Annotated in this window: 18 protein-coding genes and 1 tRNA gene; 9 read left to right on the top strand and 10 right to left on the bottom strand. The window is 61.1% G+C overall.

Features of this window, described 5'->3' with window-relative positions; all coding sequences use genetic code 11:
- Positions 1–95 precede the first annotated feature (95 nt).
- A complete protein-coding gene (locus BPNPMPFG_RS31775; RefSeq protein WP_258592486.1) occupies positions 96–1448 on the bottom strand; it encodes a DNA cytosine methyltransferase in 1353 nt (450 codons plus the stop codon).
- Positions 1449–2324: 876 nt separating this feature from the next.
- Between BPNPMPFG_RS31775 and BPNPMPFG_RS31770 the strand changes: the two genes are divergently transcribed.
- On the top strand, positions 2325–2834 hold the full coding sequence (locus BPNPMPFG_RS31770; RefSeq protein WP_258592485.1) for a hypothetical protein: 510 nt from the start codon (positions 2325–2327) through the stop codon (positions 2832–2834).
- 204 nt (positions 2835–3038) lie between these two features.
- Here BPNPMPFG_RS31770 and BPNPMPFG_RS31765 read toward each other — a convergent pair whose 3' ends face one another.
- The 4 genes from BPNPMPFG_RS31765 to BPNPMPFG_RS31750 all read right to left on the bottom strand — a co-directional run bounded on the left by BPNPMPFG_RS31765 (position 3039) and on the right by BPNPMPFG_RS31750 (position 8616).
- Positions 3039–3638: an XRE family transcriptional regulator gene (locus BPNPMPFG_RS31765; RefSeq protein WP_258592484.1), complete on the bottom strand. Its 600-nt coding sequence runs from the start codon at positions 3636–3638 to the stop codon at positions 3039–3041.
- 323 nt (positions 3639–3961) lie between these two features.
- Positions 3962–4342, bottom strand: coding sequence for an SANTA domain-containing protein (locus BPNPMPFG_RS31760; RefSeq protein WP_258592483.1), 381 nt, complete (start codon positions 4340–4342; stop codon positions 3962–3964).
- 17 nt (positions 4343–4359) lie between these two features.
- The gene (locus BPNPMPFG_RS31755; protein ID WP_258592482.1) at positions 4360–5298 is read right to left on the bottom strand and encodes a nucleotidyl transferase AbiEii/AbiGii toxin family protein; all 939 of its coding nucleotides are present in this window, start codon (positions 5296–5298) and stop codon (positions 4360–4362) included.
- Between the two features lie 1551 nt (positions 5299–6849).
- Positions 6850–8616, bottom strand: a complete 1767-nt coding sequence (locus BPNPMPFG_RS31750; protein ID WP_258592481.1) for a hypothetical protein — start codon at positions 8614–8616, stop codon at positions 6850–6852.
- Between the two features lie 270 nt (positions 8617–8886).
- On the opposite strand from BPNPMPFG_RS31750, the gene BPNPMPFG_RS31745 reads away from it, so the two are divergent.
- Genes BPNPMPFG_RS31745 through BPNPMPFG_RS31730 form a run of 4 tightly spaced genes read left to right on the top strand, consistent with a single transcriptional unit; the run spans position 8887 to position 11369 of the window.
- On the top strand, positions 8887–9780 hold the full coding sequence (locus BPNPMPFG_RS31745; RefSeq protein ID WP_258592480.1) for a hypothetical protein: 894 nt from the start codon (positions 8887–8889) through the stop codon (positions 9778–9780).
- Positions 9777–10541, top strand: coding sequence for a metallophosphoesterase (locus tag BPNPMPFG_RS31740; protein ID WP_258592479.1), 765 nt, complete (start codon positions 9777–9779; stop codon positions 10539–10541). The genes BPNPMPFG_RS31745 and BPNPMPFG_RS31740 overlap by 4 nt, the downstream gene beginning before the upstream one ends.
- A 55-nt stretch (positions 10542–10596) precedes the next feature.
- Positions 10597–11010, top strand: coding sequence for a hypothetical protein (locus tag BPNPMPFG_RS31735; protein ID WP_258592478.1), 414 nt, complete (start codon positions 10597–10599; stop codon positions 11008–11010).
- Positions 11010–11369: a hypothetical protein gene (locus BPNPMPFG_RS31730; protein ID WP_258592477.1), complete on the top strand. Its 360-nt coding sequence runs from the start codon at positions 11010–11012 to the stop codon at positions 11367–11369. Before BPNPMPFG_RS31735 ends, BPNPMPFG_RS31730 begins: the two co-directional genes overlap by 1 nt.
- Before the next feature lie 895 nt (positions 11370–12264).
- On the opposite strand, the gene BPNPMPFG_RS31725 is transcribed toward BPNPMPFG_RS31730, so the two are convergent.
- Together BPNPMPFG_RS31725 and BPNPMPFG_RS31720 are read right to left on the bottom strand one after the other, a co-directional pair.
- Entirely contained in the window at positions 12265–13050 is a 786-nt protein-coding gene (locus BPNPMPFG_RS31725) for a DUF1499 domain-containing protein (protein WP_258592476.1), read from the bottom strand.
- A gap of 207 nt (positions 13051–13257) precedes the next feature.
- Positions 13258–14886: a fatty-acid--CoA ligase gene (locus tag BPNPMPFG_RS31720; protein WP_258592475.1), complete on the bottom strand. Its 1629-nt coding sequence runs from the start codon at positions 14884–14886 to the stop codon at positions 13258–13260.
- A 211-nt stretch (positions 14887–15097) separates the two neighbouring features.
- On the opposite strand from BPNPMPFG_RS31720, the gene BPNPMPFG_RS31715 reads away from it, so the two are divergent.
- Both BPNPMPFG_RS31715 and BPNPMPFG_RS31710 read left to right on the top strand, forming a co-directional pair.
- Entirely contained in the window at positions 15098–15454 is a 357-nt protein-coding gene (locus BPNPMPFG_RS31715) for a hypothetical protein (protein ID WP_258592474.1), read from the top strand.
- Positions 15455–15639: 185 nt separating this feature from the next.
- A complete protein-coding gene (locus BPNPMPFG_RS31710; protein WP_258592473.1) occupies positions 15640–16029 on the top strand; it encodes a DUF427 domain-containing protein in 390 nt (129 codons plus the stop codon).
- Between the two features lie 54 nt (positions 16030–16083).
- Here BPNPMPFG_RS31710 and BPNPMPFG_RS31705 read toward each other — a convergent pair whose 3' ends face one another.
- The 3 genes from BPNPMPFG_RS31705 to ppdK form a co-directional block, all read right to left on the bottom strand.
- Positions 16084–16824, bottom strand: a complete 741-nt coding sequence (locus tag BPNPMPFG_RS31705; RefSeq protein ID WP_258592472.1) for a polysaccharide deacetylase family protein — start codon at positions 16822–16824, stop codon at positions 16084–16086.
- 211 nt (positions 16825–17035) lie between these two features.
- Complete coding sequence (locus tag BPNPMPFG_RS31700; protein ID WP_258592471.1) at positions 17036–18139, bottom strand: glycosyltransferase family 9 protein; 1104 nt, start codon at positions 18137–18139, stop codon at positions 17036–17038.
- A gap of 125 nt (positions 18140–18264) precedes the next feature.
- Complete coding sequence (gene ppdK, locus BPNPMPFG_RS31695; RefSeq protein ID WP_258592470.1) at positions 18265–20943, bottom strand: pyruvate, phosphate dikinase; 2679 nt, start codon at positions 20941–20943, stop codon at positions 18265–18267.
- Between the two features lie 225 nt (positions 20944–21168).
- Here ppdK and BPNPMPFG_RS31690 point away from each other — a divergent pair, with 225 nt between their 5' ends.
- Together BPNPMPFG_RS31690 and BPNPMPFG_RS31685 are read left to right on the top strand one after the other, a co-directional pair.
- Positions 21169–21513 (top strand): VOC family protein, encoded by a 345-nt coding sequence (locus BPNPMPFG_RS31690; RefSeq protein WP_258592469.1) that lies wholly within the window; start codon positions 21169–21171, stop codon positions 21511–21513.
- Between the two features lie 129 nt (positions 21514–21642).
- Positions 21643–21717 (top strand) — tRNA-Gln (locus BPNPMPFG_RS31685).
- The last annotated feature ends 67 nt before the right edge of the window (positions 21718–21784 follow it).

Here is a 21784-nt window from a genome sequence, read left to right as displayed (position 1 = left end):
TGCGTTCCGTAATTCACCAGCGCTTTTGGACGTCGCGCTGGTGATCTATGGTCTAGGCCTGCGGCATAAGTGTCGCGATCCAACGAACCCCAGGGTCATACGACGCCTCGCGGGCCATGCCCTTCGCTCAGCCAGCACTCCAGCAGCCGCTCGCCAATAAAACGCATGCAGGGCACGGCCATGGAATTGCCGATCGCGCGGTAGCGGGGCGTGTCCGCCGCTCTGCGACCGCGAAACGGCACACCGGTCCAACCGTCTGGAAATCCCTGCAGCCTTTCACATTCGACAGGAAGGAGACGCCGAACGATCCACGGCGCCTCAGCCGAAGCCACCCCAGCCTGCCGCCGATCTCTGGGTCGACGCTGGCGTTGGCGCCCGCTTGCAGTGGAACGTGTTCCCCCACGGCAGCGCCGCGAGGCGCCGTTGGCCGGCGCTCGCATGACAGGAGGCGTGACGCTCGGCGGCAGGCTGCTGTCGCATTCCGCTGAGGGCGGTATTGCTGCGACGATTGAAGGCGCATCAATACCTACGGCCCGATTTTCTGGATTCGCCGTATTCGCAATTGCCTGCCTGTGCACGACACACGGGGTGTGTCCGGTGCCTGTTGCCGACCCGGCGAGCAGGCTATAGGCGAGGTCAGGCGAAGCTTTTGGCACATAGTCGTCACAGAGCGCGTAAGCTAGCGGACCGACAATAGTGTCTCGGTCACTACCAGAGGGAGCACCTTTCCCCAGGTTTCCGCTCGCCTCAGAATGCCGGCGCAGTATTTTGGGCTCAAACAATATGGCTCGAGGATCGATCTGTCGGTCTCCAACACTTGCCACAGCGAAGACGCGACGGCGACGTTGGGGGACGCCCCAATATTGAGCATCAAAGACCCGCCATGCGACCTCCCCCTCGGGTCCAGCAACGTGACCCGCGTTCGTCCACCTTTGCCCTGGCGCGACCAGTGCGCGACTTTCCCCGACGAGCGCCGCGAGGAGGTTGCCGAAACCGTTCGTCTTGTCCGATAGGACCCCATATACGTTCTCCCAAACGATGAATTGAAGATTGTTGACGCGACGCATCCGCTCGGCTAGGTCGCAGAACGCGAGCGTCAGATTTCCCCTGGCGCCGGCCAGGCCCTTGCGCAGACCCGCCACCGAGAAGTCCTGACAGGGCGTTCCGCCCTCCAATACATCGACAGGCCCAAGCGCCTGCAGATCCTCATCCGTGATCTGGCTGATGTCACCAAGATTCGGAATGCCTGCCTCTGGAAGCCCGGCGACTGCTTTGGCGCGCTTGACGTCACCTATCGGCAGTCGCCTGGGTTGGCTTGCTCCGCAGCGATGGTGGAGCACATGGCAGGGGAGCGGCTCGATCTCCGAAAAACCGACGAAGCGGTAGCCCAGTGGTCTCCATGCGACGCTTGCAGCTGAAATGCCTGAGAAAGTGGAAAAGACCCGCATTCGAAAATCCCTTGTTGCCGGTGCCTTCAAGGGTTCGTTGGATTCATCTTCGGGTCAAATAAGCGTTTTTAAACAAATGGTTGACCGATCTCAGCAAACACTGGGGCTGGTCAACAAATTTGGCGCGGGAAATTTTTGGCGAGCCCTCTTGCCGTTGTATTTGTGCAACAATTTGGACGCCATGAAGAGGTTCTCAGATAGGCACGGACGTTCCGCCGCTTGGCCGTCAAGCGTCACTTGGTCGATCCACATGATCGGATAGGCGGTCCATCCACTTGCCACATCTTCCGTGCGACAAGGCGTATCGCTTACGGTCAACGATGCCGAACCCAAGGCGAGCAGGGATCTGGGAATTCCGGATCCCCGGTTAACGACCCGGTCGACTGCCAACGATTGTGGCCCGCCACTTCGCCGCCAGGAGCCTAAGTTGCCCATGCCGACCGTCACAGCTGAGAAATATCCCCCGGACCGGACGTCGAAAGGGCGGATGTAGCGAGTCCATCAGGAATAATTTTCTACTGACGACGGAAGCCGGTCGCGGACGAAGCGCGTCCGAATCCTTGCTGCCTTCGATGGCCCCGCTCCAAACGGCATCAACGAACCCTTCGCACAAGGATTCAATCCTACAGATTTAGGATTGGAAATACAAAATAAAGGATAAGTATATTCTAATTCTTACGACCATCATCTATTAGTATTTATTTCCTATTTTGTGCAACTATCTTAAATATCTCGATATATGTATTTGTACGTGTTGAATATGGCGAAATAGTCTGCTAAAAATGCCCGTCATTCCGGAAATGTCTCGGAAATGACCTGCGGCGCAGCTGCAGACATCAACGTTCTTCGACCCAGCAGGCAAGTAAGGAGTATACGATGCCAGGGAATTACAATTGGACCTACGATTACGGGCGTGACGAGCACACACTGCGCCTCGACGAGGAGGTGGAGATTTGTGTTGTCAGAGGGACGGCAGGGGTATTCGAAGGCTATCTCTTCGATCTCACCAACCAGGAAGCCATCTGGCATGGTGACTGGCCCACGCTCGTGGGGGCAAGGCTCGCCTGTATCGCCGCCGGAAAACGCCTCGGCTACATAGTGGTCGGTAGGCTCACGGAAGACGAGCAGGAGGCCTCGGAAGACAGCTCCGGTAGCCCGACATCCATCTGGGAATACGAGCCGGAAATCTTTTCCTATTGCGCGTGGATGGAGGGCAACGGCCTAGGCATTGACTGCGTCGTCACACCTCTGAAAGATGGAGGCTTCGAAGGCGACGTCGTGCTCGGCACGCAGGTGTTCCGCATCGAGTATGAGAACGAATGGTTCGCGAAAAACGGCGTCCTGTCGAGGGCAAAGGCGATGATAAACTCGGCGGTGATGCATTGATACCGGCCGGCTGGGCGACCATCTTGGCCGCCCAGCCACCTCGAACCGATCTCATAGTGAACGCGGCTGAATCGATTCCAGCCGCGCTCGCTGTGACCGGCGCTGATACCGAGCTCTACCATACGCTCCAGATGATCGACGTGGTCCATGGGCCAAACATGCATCCTTTGCTACATGACGTCTTGGCTTCACGCTCATGACCGATCACGGCTGCGTCCCTGGCGCATGCGTCTCCAATGCCTCCACGATCTTGTCCAGCCGCTCGACGCTCACATCGTCAAACCGTCCTCGCTCAATGATCCCACGCAGCTGATGGGCCTCGATCCCGACGATCTCGGCAGCCTCTTCGACGGAGAGGCCACGCTCGTGAATCAGGGAAGCGATACTGATCGCGGCGTCGGTTTTGACCATCAGGACATCCGGATTGGGTAGATCGAGATCTCGGAAAACATTTCCGCGGCCATAGGCTTTGGGCGAACACCCAAAAAACTTGTTTCCGCGCTTCGATATCAGTGCCACCGCTTCGTCCGGCGACAGGCTTCTAATGTCGGAACCCTCCAGATTGTAGACACGCGACCAAAGCTCATGCGCGACAGCGAGACCGTAGTCGGGCTCAGGCGGGCCATCGAGACGATACGGGCGGCCCGATGCAGTCTTGGCAGTCCCTGCAATAGGGTCAAATTCGACCAGGGCCGTCGACGTGCACATCACTCCAAAAGCGTCCATTCCCGCGACGTGCGGGCCGCGCCCATTTTCGGAAATAAGTGCCCAAAAATGCACTACGCGCTCGGTTTTTTCGACCATCGTGATCCCCTCATGTGGCTCCTGTGAGAATGATCATTGATGTCGCAAAGCCTGGGACAAGGCGCCAAACATAAACGAGAGGCGGTTCAGCGGGTCGCCGCGGTTCCGGACGAGCCAGATAATCCCATGAGAAAGAACAACCCATGACGACGGCGAGCGCTTGAAGCCACTCGACAGACGAAAGAGGAAATTGGCGCCGAGAACCTTGGGACCAAGTTCGAATGGGGCATGTTGAATGGGAATTGTCGGCGTTCAGATAGGTAATGGGCGAAGAATGGGACGAGCTTTATGCGTAGCGCCGCCCCCCTCACCCGGATCAGAATTCAATTGAGCGTCGGCATCTTCATGGTGACGCCCATCGCTGACCCAAGCCCCTGCTCAAGTTCTTCGACATCTGCCAGCGCCATGTCGCGGACGCCGATGCCCCACCTTGCCATGTATGCCTTTACAACCAGGAGAGCAGCATCGGGATCCTGGTCACCGCGGAGGTGATAGATACGCCCAGACTTCGTCGTCGCCATCATTGCACTGAGGTCAAAGGCCACAACCTTCGACGTCATCCGTCCTTGGGCGGAGTCTTCCCGATATCCGGCAAGGCGATAGCCGACGCCAGAATGATGGACCAGAGTCCAGTTCGTGAGAGGGACCTCGGGCTCCTCGTCGACGGGCAGCACAGAGTCGGGCTTACGGTTTGAGCGGGCCATCGAAATTCTCCTGCGATTCACGCGCGCATCCGGCGATACGCCGACAGCTCGATGACGTTGCATTTTGGCATCTCAAGACCCGGCGCCTGGACGTGGCTACGCGGCTCCAGCGGGCCGGCCGCGGCGAGTTTATAAAGCCTGTCGGAGATTTCGGCGTACCAGCGCCGCAGCTGGCAGACGACGTCGAGGAAATCACCGCCGTCCTGGGTAAAGGCTTTCCATTCCGCTTTCTTCGCATCCGCGAACTCAAAACCAAACCCGTCCGGAATGCCCAGAAGAAGACCTGTATCGGCATTTCGCTCGCGGATCGTGCGATGCAGAGCTCGAGCAATCTTGGTGTCGTCCAGCCCCTTCCATCGGGCCAGCAACAGGTCCCGGTAGTCTTTCAGCCGGGTGTTCGCCACCCCGTTGGTGACGATGATCGCGAATTTGTCGGCAACTTGTGCTTCAAGCGGTTGCGCCCAGGCCAAAAATTCTGGCCCTTTGAAAATTGACCCAAACAGGCGGCGAACCGCTCCGACAGGCAGGTCGCCCAAACTGATATCCACGTGCGTTGCGACACGGGTGTCACCGAGGGCCGCGCGTACCGGAACACGGCAACCATGAACCCGGCCGTTCATTTCGAGAATCTTTAACTCGGCGAGTGACCAGAGGATGCCGTAATTCCGGAGCTGCTCGGCAGCCAACGAAAGGTCGGATTGGATTTCCTTCACGGTTCGCGGGACGAAATATGAGATGTCGGCATTGTCTGTCTCGCGGACACGCTGATCCTCTAGCAGCCCTCCTTTGACGACGAAATCATGCGCGGACACGTCTTGGAGCGCCCACAACACGGCCTCGCAAACGCAACGCTGCAGCGCGGCACGACTATCGAGACCATACGATTTCGCGATGTCTCTTGTCCTCCGCGAAAGCGCCCGTCCCCGTTTGAGTTCTTCCGATTCCGTTCCTCGCATCGACCCGTCTCACCTCGTTTCGTGGCGCAAGGATTTGCTGAGTTCATGCAAAAGACCAGGATGAATCACTGCGCTCATTCGAAGAGATCCCCCTGATCCGTCAGATACCTGTCGGGACTTGACGGCGGTAGCGAGCCGCAAGCGCGATCGCCGTAGCGCCCATTGGGCCGCCCTTCGCGAAGCCGCGCTCGTCACTGCGAGACGATGACCGAGGGCAATGTCGCTCCGTGCCAAGCCTACGCCTTGGCCGCCTGGCATGATCAGGATCGAGCCGGGCGACATGACGTCGCGCGTCGAGAGCAGCGGTCAGCCGATCGGCCATGGCCGCCTCGTAGAGAATCGAGGGGCTTTGGATTCGGTTCTACCAAGTAACGGGGAGAAGACCGTTTCACGTGACCTCCCCCAATCCGAGCCGCTGCGGCATCCGTGAAGCCGAAATGAGCGCATCGATGTCCGGGCGAGTTTCCCGCGACACGCGCCAGCGCACCATAGCAATCGCTTCGTCCGACGAGCATCCACGCCGAACTAGGATGTCGACAGTGCCCCGAAGGATCGCTTTCAGAGCTGTGCGGAAATCGCCCTGCCCTACGGGGATCGCATTCACCGCGTTGACGTAAGCCGCCGTCGCGGCAGCTAGCGCAACGTCGACCTCAGACGATTCGGGACGGCCTCGGTCTTCAAGACGCTGTCTGTAGCGTGCTTGGCGTTCCCTTTTGGCGGCCTCACTTGGATTCTCCGGTCTCGGCATTCTCCTCGCCTCTACGAGCCGTCTCTACGTGACTCATGAGAGCGGATGCGCATGCAAGCGACAAAGGGAGCCTGCCGCGCATCAGGATAATTTAAGATGAGGTGCTGGGAGCCTAAGTAGTTTCGTCCTGAGCGCTCCGGTCTTCGCCCTGGAGGACACGGTCAGCGGCACGTCCGGTCGTGCCTCAAATACTTCCCGAGCACAGTTCGTATCTGGTCCGCCCTGGGTGCGTCGGTTGCCAGAATGAGCTGCGCTACGTCAGCCAGGGCGGCCCGAACATTCGCATCGGTGTGGGAAACCTCTCCGCGGTCCACAGCGATCTCTGCCGCTCCCGGCTCTTGGCTTTCTTTCGGCACATCTAGTCACGACGCTGATCTGCAGGAGCTGAGATGTACCAGGTCTCGCCGTCAGATGCTTGGACAGCGCCATCAGCGCCTCATCCCTGCCTCGTGTCGGTCGTCGTCACTCTCCGCCAGCATAGTGCCATGAACATGGTTTGATGGGGGTAATGCAGGGTCCCCCAGGATCTCGTCGAAAGCCCGGGCTCGACAAGCCCCAACTAGGAGCTTCGCGCTCATCGTAAGACTTGGCTTCGATGGAAACGCGGCCATCAAGACGCGCCAGATCTCTTCCGCCCCAGGCGCATTGATCGCCAGAGCAGCATCAGCGAGCGCAGCTCTCACGTCGGGGGGGTCGGATCAGGTTCAACGATAGCGGGGCTTCGCGCCGGCGCTGCCGGTTCTCCGCGACCCTGGCGCGGTTGTAGGCGCGACGTTCCGCGATGCTCATTGTGGCGTGGTGTGCTAAGGATCTTCACAGAGCCACTCGGCAGCGGCGACATAGTCTTCCGCGGGGAAGGATTCCTGCATTGCAATCAGCATTGCATCCTCGTCGTCTTCCTCGTCGAGCCACTGAGCCCCGCACCATGCTGGACCGACGGCGCCAGGATGGGTTTCGTGCAGGACGTCCCGAGAGATGCGGAATGCGGTCTCCCGTTTCCGAGTCACGAAGGGCTGGATTTCCGCCATCGTTCTGGTCTGGGCCATGGGGTGCTCGGACTGGCCATGTAGCTTTCCGAGAGGCCTCCTGTCCTGCAGTGCCGTGCCCTTCAATCCAGGCATGGCCGTGCCAGTGGGAAGCTTTTTATCTATACACCGAACTTTACACCCGTTGCGGACCTCAAGGACGGCCTGCAGTTCCGCCCATCTCGCGTAGACGGTCGGACGGGAAACCTTGGCCTCGCGGGCCAGCGCCGCCTTCGAGACGTGCAAGGATTCTACGGCAAGAGAATCCCATGCGCCCACGAGGCGCCGGAGCGTCTTTTCGGCCTTCTCCTTCGATGCATATTCGGCGGCGACCTGCTGCCGTTCCCTGACCGTCGTGAGGCCGTCAACGATGTGCATGAGAGCTTTCCGGACGATGTCCTTCTCGAGCCTTGCTGGATCAAACGCGCCAGCGGCGTAGGACGAGACCCGGGCGACCATCAGGGTCACCTGATGCTCAGAGATGTGGCTGCACATGCGCGCGGACATCTCCTGCGCGACAGGCTCGAGGGCCTGATGCAGCTCATCCGCGATACCGCCCTGGTCGCGGGCGCGCAGACGAAGGTCGGAGTTATAGTACCAGCGACGCAGGAGACTGTATGCCTGCTTCTGGACCGCGGTGAAGAACTGGTTTGAGGTCTTGATGTCGAGGCCGGCGTTTTCCGCCGCGGCATGTCGCACGAGTGCATCGCGGTTGAGAGAAGTGTCGACCCACCCTGCCCAACGCGACATCGACATGAACTCGCGGTCGTTCATCGTGAAACCGAGCAGGAGCGGCGACAGTGGGTTTTTGCCGCGTTGGGTCGTCGCGGGAGCGCCCGGGTCAGCCTTGATCGACTTCAGCGCGTCTACGATGCCGTAGTAGACGCCTTCGAAAAACTTCACCGTGCACATGTTGCACCGTGGATCCTCGGGGTCGTTCCAGACGGCCTCGCCCGGAGGCAAGAAGAAATAGAGGTGCGGCCTCACGAACGTGCCATCGCGGAGTTCGTCTCCCGCGACGAGATGCGGCGCGAACGGGATCTTGCAGCCCACGAGTTGATGGATGTCGTCCTTGAACGACTCGATTGACGACCAGGACATGTCGAGGTCGATGCGCCAGAATGAGAGGAAGGTTTTGTTGCCTTCGAGATACGGCAGGTCAAGCGACAGCAGCTTGGAACGGCTCTCGACGCCGAGAGCCGCTTTATCCCAGGACACCCGGAGATCGCCGCGCTTGTGGGTCGACGCGACGAGCATCTGCCCGGGGAGTCCGAAAGCGACGCTACGCAAGCCCTTTTCGCAAACGCCTTCGCGCCAGCGCCCGCAGATCTTTCGGGGGAACAGGAGCTTGAAGCCTTCCCGGAGGCGCTCGTCGACGAGACCGCTTTCGAAACGGGCGTTCTCTGCGAACTTTTTCGCGTCTTCGAAGCGGAGTTGTTCCTTGAGGCGCCAGGTGCGTTGTTCGGCTTCGGTCAGACCGTCAGGCATGACGGCGCGCTTGCGGGCCTTCCGGCGCTTCTTTTGCTCGCGCTCGTCGGCTAGCAAGGCCGATCTGGTGGCACGCGCAGCAGCAAACGCGGCACTGAACGCCTGCGCCCTACCACCCGAACCCTGCATACCGATCCCATTCATGAGGATCAGGGTTCGGCGTCTACCGGACGGCCACAATAGCCGGCAGAGGGATCAGAATGGCGACCTGACAAATCTCGAAGAGTTCATCCAAGGACCCGCACTTCCTCGTCAACAAAACTGGGCGCGATAATTATTTTCGCGGTCACACCTGCTCCGTCCGAGGATGTGGTTCCGGGCAGACGGTTGATCAAAGCCACGAAGCGCGTGATCGGGACACTCCTGAGCACGAAGGCGCCAAGGACACTTGACGCCCCTCAGGCGAGCCCTGTAGTCCGATCGCACTTCCTTAGATCTCTGGTGCTAAAAATGAGCATCAGACGGAGACGACATCATGACGAGGATCCCGAACCGAATAGCGGGCTGACCCAGCCCACCCGCGTGCCTTGCGGCACGCAGACATACGCTATCGTTTCGAGGAGTTCTCCTATGTGTACCTTCCTGACTGCAGATACCCATTTCGGTCATGCACTCATGCTCAAACCCGAGGCTTGTGATCGTCCCTATTCGTCCGTCGACGAGATGGACCAGACGCTCATCGACAACTGGAATGCCATCGTCCACCCACGCGACACCGTTTGGCATCTGGGCGACTTCGCAATGGGGCTGGACGAGCGCAGGGTTGCCCAAATCTTCTACGCTTTGAATGGCACGAAGAAGCTGATCGTCGGCAATCACGACACGGACAAGAAAGGCAACATCCTCCTATCCTTGCAGCGGCTGCAATGGGCCGAGATCGCGCATGCCGCAGAGATCATGCATGACGGACAAAGGATCATGCTTTCGCACTACGCGGGTTATGCGTGGAATGCGCAGCATCGGGGTGCCTACCAGGCTTTTGGACACAGTCACGGCAAGCTTCTCGGCATGCCAGGCTCTATCGACGTCGGCGTAGACGCGCAGGATTTCAAACCGGTCGCAGCCGAAGAATTCGTCCGCCAGGCCGACTACACGATCGAGCATGCGGAGCAGCGGATCGAAGACATCTGCATGCGGCTCATGAACAAGGCCTCGCAGTACGCCGCGCGCGACGGGGCGGTGAAATTCCGAGAGCGCCAGGCTGGGAGGGCGAAGCCGTGAAGCTATGGGTCCTCTCCGATCTCCACCTCGACTACGAGGACATGCTGCCGATCCCGCCGGCGGACGCGGACGTGTGCATCGTAGCGGGCGACGTCACCAACGGCGTATCTAATGCCATGCACTGGATCGGGCGCGAGATCGCCGCGTTCATGCCGACGATCTTCGTTGCCGGGAACCACGAATTCTACCGCTACTCGGTCGTCGAACAGCTGGCGTTCGCGCGGCAGATCAGGCTGCCGAACGTGCATTTCCTTGAGAACTCCAGCGTCGTCATCGGCGGCGTCAGGTTCGTCGGGGCGACGCTCTGGACGGACTTCGCGCTCGATAGCCGCAGCCCCCGCGACCTGGCTTGGGCGATGGCGACGGCGGAGGGCATGCTCACAGACTACCGGGCAATCACGTGGACGCAGTCGCCGCATGAGGCGTTCACGGCAGGCCGAGCCAGGGAACTGCATGAAGCCTCGGCGGCATACATCCGGCGGGAATTGCAGTCTCCGTTTGACGGTCCAACTGTTGTCGTCACGCACCATGCTCCGCACCGGAATTCGGTCCATGAGCGCTACGGGCAGAGCGCGCTCAACGGTGCATTCGCTTCAGACCTGTCGGGCATGATCGAGATTCACAAGCCTGCGCTGTGGGTGCACGGCCACGTCCATGATTCCTTCGACTACCGGGTGCGCGACACGCGTGTGGGCTGCAACCCGCGTGGATACGGCAACGAGAATCCGAGGTTCGACCCCGGCTTAGTCGTTGAGATTTGAGCGCTGTAATGTTTTTGCGAAAACTTTACAACCGGACCGATTTGGAGATTTGACGATGACCGTCGAGACCGAGCACAGTCGGAAATACGAAGCCATCAAAGCCGAATTCCCCGGGATCGTGACAAAGCAATTCGAGTGCGACACTGGGTGGTTCCCGATCCTTCGGGAGTTTTTCGCCGTCGTCAGACGGGTGAACCCGAAGGGCAAGGAAAGGGACTTCACTCTCCTCCAGATCAAAGAAAAACTGGGCGGCCTGCGGATTTATTACCGCCTCGGCAAGCGCGTCGCGACCGCTGCGGAGACTCAAATCCACGCGGCCTATAGCGCAGCCGAAGCCCGTGCGGCTGGGACCTGCGAGGTCTGCGGCAGGCCCGGCGTTTTCCGCGTTCAGGGCGGTGCCTGGCTGCTGACCCGCTGTGAGGACCATGCCGAAGGCGGCGTGCCCGCGCCGCCGTCGGCGGGGATGTGATGACGGACCTGGACCGCAGCCAACTGCGAATGCTTGCCGACGAGATGCACGACCGCTTCGGCGACGTTGGCTACGACGCTCTCGCCGTCGTGCCGATCATGTGGGCGGGGTGGGAATGTGACTCTTTCGCCGTGCTGGTCCGGCTCCCGGATGCCAAGCATGAGATCGTGTTTCCCGATGGAACCGGGATGTCCGGTCAGACCTCCGAGCAGCTGTTGGAATCCCGCATTCGAGAGTACGAGCGGGTGACGCAGCTGACGCGAGTGTTCCTGGACCGCCTGAAGGCGGAGCGCGCGTTCGCGATCATCGACGGCGCTCCTGACGTGCCTCCGGAGCCTGGCGACGAGGTGCTGGAATGACGAACGAGAAGAAATGGCGCTGGCTCTGCACCGAATGCAGGACGGAGGGCCGTGGGCGACGTCCCGATGTCTGCCCCGAATGCGCAGCCGCCGATTCCTGGTATCAGACCAATACGGCTGCCGACGACCCGAGGCATATGCAGGCCGTCTTTGCCGAGCTCTTCTCGATGCTAGGGCCGCGACATTGACCGAGGCTGAGGAACTGGCGGACTTCGCACAGGAACGCATCGGCGACATCTTGACCGGTGCGACATCGCCCGAGCAGATCGGCAGGCGCTCATCAAAGCGTCGGCAGGACCGAAGCTATGGACCGGATCAGAATCCTGAGGGCGCTCGGCATCCTCTCGACGGCGGCAGACTTTCCTCGTGATCCCAAAATATCTGATAGTCCCCCCAATGGCTCTGCACTGGTTCTCTCCTCCGGTCTACATCAAAGCTCTTCGGCCTGGGGTGACCTCGGGCATCAGCCACGTCGAGGGAGCCTCCCAGGAACTCCTTCGGTTCGCTGTCGGATTACCTTCTATCTTGGTCATGGTGGCGTTCCTTCACGGGAATCAGGTGACGTTGAACATCACCAGCCTGCCATGGCCGCCATCTCTCAGCGAATTTGCAGAACTCTCAGCACACTACCTTCAAATCGCTTCGGCGCGCCCGGATGATGCCCTTCGCAGCAGGTTTCGCCGGTAGCGGACATCGAGCAAATGGAACTGATATTCCTGTTTCTTTCCCTCTTACCCAGAAAACATTCCCTGTTGGGGAACTCTTCTGTATCCCTTGAATTTACGGACCAATTCAGGGTGGAAAATCGTCGCCGACTGGGTTTTGCGGTCGAGATCCCTGTATTTTGCGGTTTAACAGGGATTGCGCCCATGCGGCTTCAAAACTGCAAATGGATCTATTCGGCCGGAGCCGCGCCAACCTGACCGGCGACTTCCTGGTCGAGTTCGGCTAGGAAATCGACGATACGCGCGGCATTGTCGCCGAGGTCGTAGCGCCCGTAGCGAGACGCCGACCGCATGTCGACGATGATCGTGTCCCCGTCGTCGGTCATGCGGATCGCGACGTCGGCGGGAAGACCGAGGACGAAACCCTTGGCCACGGCGGCAATCGTCACCTCGCTTTGCCCTCTGAGGTCCGGATAAGGTTCGGTAAGATCCCAATTGCGCCGGTCGAGCACGCTTTCGACGGCATCCACGACGGTGTCGAACGGCAGATCGTAGCTGCGAGCGCTGACCAGCGGATAGCTCTCGGTCTGCAACCGCTGCTCGCCTGGTGTCGACGGAGCAAGCACATTCATATCCTTCGTCCGGTCGCTCACGTCGAGCGCGGGCGGATCGTCGAAATCCGTCGAGATGTCCCTGAGCGGCGGATAGATTGTCGCCCAGTAGGCGGCAACGCCAAAGGGCACGAGCACCAGCAGCGCCAAAAGGGAGCCCACCGTCAGGGCGCGACCGCCGAGGTCGCCAAAGTTCCATAACCGCGAAAAGGCAAACCCGGCAAACAACAGCGCCAGCGCCGCCAGCAGCGCGACAATGCCCAGCACCCACAGGAAAACGGGGGTTTCGACAAGGTCGAAGCGATGGCCGGCGAAGACGGTCAGCAGCAGCACCGCCGAAAAGGCCGCGGTGCGCCGCGACCAGCCGGCCGCCCTCGACGTCTGCCGTTCAGGAATACTTGCCATCGATTGCCGCACCACCCCAACCCGAACGGAGACTTAAGGCGGTCCATCGTTCACGGAAACGACGAACTGCTCTATCTCTTTGTTTTGACGCAATTCCGCAAGGGAAAGCGCTACGCGCTTTTCCCGGGAAAACCGGTTCACAGTTTTCCTTGAATTGCTCTAGAGCCTTTTGGCTGCGGCTTGAAGCCGAAAGACGCAACATTCCCGTCAATCCGTCGGCAAGCGATAGTCCTTAAATTGCTGACGCAAGGTGATCTTCTGGATCTTGCCGGTGGCGGTGTGCGGAATTTCGCCGACGAAGGCAACATCGTCCGGCATCCACCATTTGGCCACCTTGCCGTCCATGAAATCGAGAATATCAGCCTTGGTCGGTTCCTTGCCCGGCTTGGCAACCACGACCAGCAACGGCCGCTCGCCCCATTTCGAATGGTGAACCCCGATGGCCGCTGCCTCCGCGACATCGGGGTGGCCGACAGCCAGATTCTCGAGGTCGATGGTCGAAATCCATTCGCCGCCGGATTTGATGACATCCTTGGCGCGATCGGTGATCTGCATGTAGCCGCCGGCATCGATATGAGCGACGTCGCCGGTGTCGAACCATCCGTCCGCGTCGAACTGCTCCGCGCCGGCACCGCCGTAATAGGCGCGGGCAACGGCCGGTCCGCGCACTTTCAAGCGGCCAAACGTCTTGCCATCCCATGGCTGTGCATTGTCGTCGTCGTCGGTCACCTTCATCTCGACGCCGAAGGGCGGGTAGCCCTGTTTCTGCTTGACATCGAGCCGTGCCTCACCCTCAAGGCCGGCATATTCCGGCTTCAGGGTACACAGCGTGCCGAGCGGCGACATCTCGGTCATGCCCCAGGCATGGATGACCTGGACATCGTAGTTCTGCTGAAACTTCGCCATGATCGCGCGTGGGCAGGCCGAGCCGCCGATGACCACCTTGTTCAGATAGGGAAGCTTCTTGCCGGTCTCCTCCAGGTGCTGCAGCAGCATCATCCATACGGTCGGCACGGCGGCGCTAAAGGTCACCTTCTCGGTATCGAGCAATTCGTAGATCGAGGCGCCATCCATCTTGCAGCCGGGCATGACCAGCTTGGCGCCGATCATCGGCCCGCTTTGGCCAAGGCCCCAGGCATTGGCGTGGAACATCGGCACGACCGGCAAGATCGTATCGCGTGACGACAGGCCCATGGCGTCGGGCATGGCGGCGATCATGGCGTGCAGCACGTTCGAACGGTGGCTGTAGACGACGCCTTTTGGATCGCCGGTGGTTCCCGACGTGTAGCACATGCCGGCGGCGGTGCCTTCGTCGAAGGTCTTCCAGGCGAAATCGCCATCCGCCTCATCAAGCCAGTCTTCATAGGCGACCACATTCGGCAGTGTCGTCCGCGGCATGTGCGCCCTGTCGGTCAGCACGATCACCTGTTTCAGCGACTTGACGGCGCCGGCGATCTTCTCGAGCAACGGCATGAAGGTCAGGTCGACGAAAACAGCCTTGTCCTCGGCATGGTTCATGATCCAGACGATCTGCTCGGGAAACAGGCGCGGATTGAGCGTGTGGTAGATGGCGCCAACCCCCATGATGCCGTACCAGGCCTCGATGTGACGCGCGGTGTTCCAGGCCAGTGTGGCAATGCGGTCGCCCAACCCGTAGCCGTCGCGTTCCAGTCGCTGGGCCACCTTCAGGGCGCGACGATGGATGTCCGCATAGGTGGTGCGCACGATCGGCCCCTCGATCGAGCGCGACACGATCTCGCGCACGCCATGCTGTCGCTCGGCATTGTCCAGGAGCTTGTGGCACAGCAGCGGCCATTCCTGCATCAGTCCCAGCATTCGTTCCTCCCCTATGCTTTTGCGCCGAGCTTTTCGTGCCGCCGAGCTTTGCGTGCCATTGTGGTGCGAACCGGCGGATTGTCCAGCCACCAGCACGGACAAGCGCGGCATTGATCGAAATGACCGAGAAAACCGCCACAATCCGGCCATCGTCGGCGTTAAGCTTCGTTAACGGGCAAAGGGGGGCGATTGGCGACTGAAAGAGGTTCGCATGGACGCGCAACTCGACGATAAGGCCCTCGAAAATTCGCTTGCCGAAAGTCTGGCCGATCTGGCGCCGGATACAAAGACTGTTTCCGAAGATGAGTTTGTTGAAGTCGTCGGCGGCGCGCTCGAAGCGGTCGGCGGCACGCTGCTGTTCAAAATGTGCGTCCAGAGCCAGGGCGAAGGCCAGCACGTCGCGGCCGCATCCGTCGGCGACGGCGGCAATCGCCAGTTCCTGCTGCTGACCTTGCCGACCGGCGGTGGCTCCTTGAAGGTCGAGACCGTGTCGCGAAGCAGCAACCCGGTGGCCGGTATCGCAGCCGCCTATGCCGGGCTCATGGATGCGTTCAAGGCCGCCGCCTGACGCTCGACAGACTGGGCCGTCTTTCAAGAACTGGGCCATCTTCAAAAAGGTGAGATCGGGCAGCCACGCCTGGGCAAGTGGTTTGAGTGTCGCTTGGCGACAATAGGTCTTGCGCTTCGCGACAGCAGGTCTTGCGCAATGCGCCTGCGCGACACACCTTAAAGCCGAGGCAAGGAGACCCCCACATGGATCAGATCGCCAATCCCGCACCCGGCTTCCAACGCAATCCCGACAAGATCATCACCATCGTGCCCTATGTCGGCACCGTCACCGTACGCGTTGGAGACACGGTTATCGCTTCGTCAGCGAAGGCCAAGGTGCTGACCGAGCCCCCCTATCCAACAGCCTTCTACATTCCGTTCGCCGACATCGATTTCGGCAAGCTCAGCAGCACAGAGCACTCGACCCATTGCCCCTACAAGGGCGATGCCAGCTATTGGAGCGTGCTGCCGGCCGGCGGGACCGGCCAGAATGCGATGTGGGCCTACGAACGACCTTTCGACGAAATGGCTGAAATCCGTAACCACGGCGCGTTCTACGCCAGCAAGGTCACCATCGAAGCAAAACCGGGCTGAACAATTTTCAGCCGGGCTGAAACAATTTTCAGCCGGGCTGAGCCGCCGCCGCGGTCAGTCCGTGGTGCCGTGATTGCCGACGCCGTCGGCGTCGTCGAGCCGCACGAAGGTCAGGCCCCTGGCCTTGAGCGCCAGAAGCCCCTGCACCACGCCTTCGCCGGCCGCATGGGTCGGCTGGTTGATGTGCGAGATGATGACGTCACCGTCCTTGGCCGCCGCAATGCGCCGCGCGGTTTCCTTGGCGCCGAGCAATGAGCCACCGTCGCCGTTTATCGAGAACCCCGCGATCTTGAAGCCAAGTTTGCGGATCATGGCGATGGCCGACGGGCTGTATTCGGCGGTTGCCCCACGAAACCATTTTGGCGCCGGCTCGCCTGTCCTGGCGAGGGCGGCAACCCCCGACTCGACCTCGGCCAGCACGGCGTCCGGGCTGCCGGCACTGCGGATGCCATAGATTTTCTGCGGCGTGTCGACGGCCGGGATATGACGGCCGCCGTGATTTTCCAGTTCGAACAGGTCGGGATGCGCCCGCATGATCTCGACGGCGGTGGCGTTGCGCTTCAGCCAGATGCCGGTCACGAAAATAGTGGCCGGGATCTTGTTTTCCACCAGCGCCGAAAGGATCCGGTCGTCGGTCTGTCCGCCGCAGGCGTCGAGCGTCAAGGCGACGCGGCCGGGTCCGCCTGCATCCGGTTTGATGTGCAGCGTCGGCTCCACGAGCGGTGCGGCATGGCCGCTGGACACCACCGCCAGCGACATGGCGATCACGCAGAGATTTCTTTGCAGCAGGCGCATCAAACCGAATTCCTGACCGGTAATTTCAAGCAGGCATACCAAGACCCGCTTGAAGGCGGAAATCGGGATGATGCATAGCAGAAAAGCGCCCGGCGCGACAATTTGACCGTCAGCACGGTGAACAGCTGATCGCACGGCTATACCGGTTGCCCGCGCGCGACGCATGACCTCAGAGACTGCTTCTCGCCAGAGCGAATTTCGAAACAGTCTCTCAGATGGCGCGCTCCAGCTTCACATCGGTGCGCGAGAGGAGTTCTCGCACCGCGTCGACAACAGGTTTGACCTCGAGTCGCCAGACGCAGTAGGCCTTGCCGAAATCCGGCCGGCCGCACAGGTCGCTGGCCACGCAGTTGCAAGGCATCGGTGCTTGAAGCGCGATGCAGGGCACGCCAACGGGACCCCACTGCGATGGCGGCGTCAAGCCGAAGAGCCCGACAACCGGGGTTCCGGCTGCGGCAGCCATGTGCATCGGGCCGCTCTCGTTGCCGAGAAACAGCCGGGCCTGTTTCAGCACCGCCAGCAAGGTCTCCAGCGACAGCGTTCCAACGAGATTGACGACAGGCGACGCTGTCTCGGCGACGATACGTTCGGCAATCTCTCGCTCGTCCGGGCCACCCACAAGGACGACGTCCAGGCCGGTTTCGCCCGCAATCTCGCCAATCGCCGCGGCAAACCGCTCCGGCTGCCAACGTCGCCCCTCGAAGCTTGCACCGGCATGCACGGCGATGAAAGCGTTTGGGTGAAGATGATGCCTACCCAGCAGCGCCAACGCTTTCGCGGTCTCGAACGGCAGCGGTTGAAGGCTTGGAACAGTTACGTGCAGACCGACGCCAAGCGCCTGGAGCGGTGAAAGATAGCGGTACACAAAATGCTCGCCACCAAAACCAAATGGCTTGGCAAAGACGTTGGCGGGCTGCCGCTCCAGCCGACGCAAGGGCCTCTCGGTCGGACTGTAGCCGACGCGGGTCTTTGCTTTGACCAGCCCGGTGATGACGCGCGACGTCTTTGAATCGGTCAGGTCGATCGTCAGGTCGAAGCGGAAGCGGCGCAACGCCCGCAGCATGGCGTAAAACTCCTGGCCGCGCTGCAGGGTGGTGCCGCGCAGGCGGGCACGCCTGAACGTGACGACCTCGGAAGCGATGCCGTGGGCGATCACGAAGTTCGCGAAGCGCGCCTCGCACAGAAACACGAGCCTGGCGTCGGGGAATTCGAGCCGCAGGTTTTCGGCGAGTGCCGAGGCGAGGACGAGATCTCCTATGTACTTCGTTTGAATGATCAGGATCGAGCGGAACGGCGCGGGTGAGCTCTGCAACATCTGTTTCCGGGGGCAATTGGCGGGAAGTCCGCAAACTGGGCGGGAACGGGGTCGAAATTGCGCAAAGTCGTCAGCACGTTCGTGTGACTTACCTTACAAATCCGTAAGCTCGGCTCGAATGGATCCTATCGGCGGCCTGCCTTCGCAACCAGCACCGCCGCCTGTGCGGCGGCGAGCCTGGCTATCGGGACGCGATAGGGCGAGCAGGACACGTAGTCGAGGCCGACCTCTTCGCAAAAGCGGATCGAAGCCGGGTCCCCGCCATGTTCGCCGCAGATGCCGAGCTTGATGTCGGGCCGCGTCGCCCTACCCTTTTCGGCTGCCATGCGCACCAGTTCGCCGACGCCGTCGATGTCGAGCGAGACGAACGGATCCTGGTCGATGATGCCCTTCTGGCGATAGGTCTCCAGGAACGAGGCCGCATCGTCGCGCGAGATGCCGAATGTGGTCTGGGTCAGGTCGTTGGTGCCGAAAGAGAAGAACTCGGCCGTCGCCGCAATGACATGGGCGCGGATGGCGGCGCGCGGCAGTTCGATCATCGTGCCGGTGAGATAGTCGATCTTGACGCCAGTTTCCTCCATAACGCTTTTGGCGACGGCGTCGATACATGCCTTAACGTAATCGAGTTCCTTCACCAGGCCGACCAGCGGCACCATGATCTCGGGAACCACCAGCGCGCCGGCCTTCTTGCCGGCCTCGACGGCGGCCTCGAAAATGGCGCGCGCCTGCATCTCGGCGATCTCGGGATAAGAGACGGCCAGGCGGCAGCCGCGATGGCCGAGCATCGGGTTGAACTCGTGCAGCGCCTCGGTGCGCTGGCGGAGCTTGTCGGGCGACACATTCATGGCGGCGGCGACCTCGGCCACCTCCTCCTCGGTCTTGGGCAGGAATTCGTGCAGCGGCGGGTCGAGCAGGCGGATCGTCACCGGCAGGCCGGCCATGATCTCGAACAGTTCGAGGAAATCTGAGCGCTGCATCGGCAGCAGCTTGGCGAGTGCCGTGCGCCGGTCCTTTTCAGTGTCGGCCAGGATCATCTCGCGCATGGCGACGATGCGATCGCCGTCGAAGAACATATGCTCCGTGCGGCAAAGCCCGATGCCTTCGGCGCCGAAGGAGCGCGCCATGCGCGCGTCGAGCGGGGTTTCGGCGTTGGTGCGCACCTTCATACGGCGCACCGCGTCAGCCCATTCCATGATGGCGGCGAAATCGCCGGAAAGTTCGGGCTGCAGCATCGGCACGGCGCCTTTCAGCACCTGGCCGTTGCCGCCGTCGATGGTGATGATGTCGCCCTTGCGGAAGGTCGAGCCCATCGCCATCAGCGTGCCGGCCTTGTAGTCGACGCGCAGCGAGCCGGCGCCCGACACGCAAGGCTTGCCCATGCCGCGCGCCACCACCGCGGCGTGGCTGGTCATGCCACCGCGCGTGGTCAGGATGCCTTCCGCCGCATGCATGCCGTGGATGTCCTCGGGACTGGTTTCGATGCGCACCAGGATCGCCTTGCGGCCTTGCGTCTTCAGTTCCTCGGCGTCTGCCGAGGAAAAGACGATCTCGCCGGTGGCGGCACCGGGAGAGGCCGGCAGGCCGATGCCGATCACATCGCGAGCGGCCTTCGGGTCGATGGTCGGGTGCAGCAGCTGGTCGAGCGAGGCCGGGTCGATGCGGGCGACCGCCTCCTCCTTGGTGATCAGGCCGTCCCTGGCCATTTCGACGGCGATTTTCAACGCCGCCTTGGCGGTGCGCTTGCCGGAGCGGGTCTGCAGCATCCACAATTTGCCGCGCTCGATGGTGAATTCGAGATCTTGCATGTCGCGGTAGTGTTTTTCCAGGCTGTCGGAGATGGTGACGAAGGACTGGAAGGCGTCGGGCATCAACTTCTGCAGCGACGGCTTGTCGGAGCCCGCGGCAATGCGCGCCGCCTCGGTGATGTTCTGCGGCGTGCGGATGCCGGCAACGACGTCCTCGCCCTGTGCGTTCACCAGGAACTCGCCATAGAGCATCCTTTCGCCGGTCGACGGATTGCGGGTGAAGGCAACGCCGGTGGCCGAGGTCTCGCCCATGTTGCCGAACACCATGGCCTGGATATTGACCGCCGTGCCCCAGCTTTCGGGAATGTCGTGCAGGCGCCGGTAGGTGATGGCGCGGTTGTTCATCCAGCTCGAAAACACCGCGCCGATCGCGCCCCAGAGCTGCTCATGCGGATCCTGCGGAAACGGCCTGCCAAGCTCTTCCTCGACCTTGGCCTTGTAGAGCGCAATGACGCCCTGCCATTCCAAGGCCGTCAGTTCGGTGTCGAGCTCATGGCCGAGCCCGCCCTTCTGGTCCTCGAGGATTTCCTCGAACACCTCATGGTCGAGGCCCATGACGACGTCGGAATACATCTGGATGAAGCGGCGGTAGCTGTCATAGGCAAAGCGCGCGTCACCGGAATCGGCGGCCAGCGACTCGACCGTCTCGTCGTTCAGCCCGAGATTGAGCACGGTATCCATCATGCCGGGCATCGACGCGCGGGCCCCGGAACGCACCGACACCAGAAGCAGTTTCGACGGGTCGCCGAACCGGCGGCCGGTCAGCCGCCCGATGTGATCGAGCGCAACCGCGACATCGGCCTCCAACCCTGCCGGATAGGTACGGCCATTGGCATAATAGGCGTTGCAGACCTCCGATGTGATGGTGAAGCCCGGCGGCACCGGCAGGCCCAGGCTGCACATCTCGGCCAGATTGGCGCCCTTGCCGCCCAGCAGATTCTTGTCGCCGGCACGGCCTTCCGCCGCACCGTCGCCAAAGGTGAAAACCCATTTGGTCATGCTTTGCTCTCCGGTTGCAGGAGATTGGAAAGATTGGCGAAACGGAAAGTTCCGCCGTGTCCGACTGTGGAGCGATATGATGCTGCAGTGCGAAAGGCAAGGCGTTGGCAAAGCCATCCGGCCGCTACAATCGATTAAGCAAAAGCTCTGTCCAGAGATGCGGCAAAAAGACTTGCCACCCCGGAGCTCTCGGAATAGAACATAAAGGGAACAAAGAGGTGCCCCATGAAACTGCCCGGAAAACTCGACTATCTGGAAATGCCGGCGACCGGCGGAACGCTGGACCGGCTCAAGGCTTTCTACAGCGCTGCCTTTGCATGGTCGTTCACCGACTATGGACCGACCTATTCGGCCTTTGCCGAAGGCCTGGACGGAGGCTTCCAGGCCGACGCCGAAGAAGCGCCCGCCAAGCCGCTGCCCGTGCTCTACAGCAGGGATCTGGAGGCAACCCTCGACGCCGTCGAAGGCGCCGGCGGCACGATCGTCAAGCCGATCTTTTCATTTCCCGGCGGCCGGCGCTTCCACTTTGTCGATCCGGCCGGAAACGAGATGGCGGTGTGGTCTGAATAGCCCGCTGTATGTCATCTGGCGCCACCGCATTTGCCCGCCCTATTTGAGCGTTCTCACTGTCGCTCATAAGGATTGTGCTTTTCGGCTGCTCTGCTAATAACGCGCCGCACAAGCGACTCTGACGGCAATTGGGGCGTCGCCAAGTGGTAAGGCATCGGTTTTTGGTACCGACATTCCCAGGTTCGAATCCTGGCGCCCCAGCCAAACTGGATGCCCTGTGGATAATTTTGCCCTGGTGGCATTGCCCGAAGACGCTGCAGCCGCTGATTCT

Source organism: Mesorhizobium sp. AR07 (genome assembly GCF_024746815.1).
Lineage (GTDB): Bacteria > Pseudomonadota > Alphaproteobacteria > Rhizobiales > Rhizobiaceae > Mesorhizobium.
The sequence above is the reverse complement of the archived record's forward strand: the minus strand, read 5'-3'. Positions and strand labels throughout refer to the sequence as shown.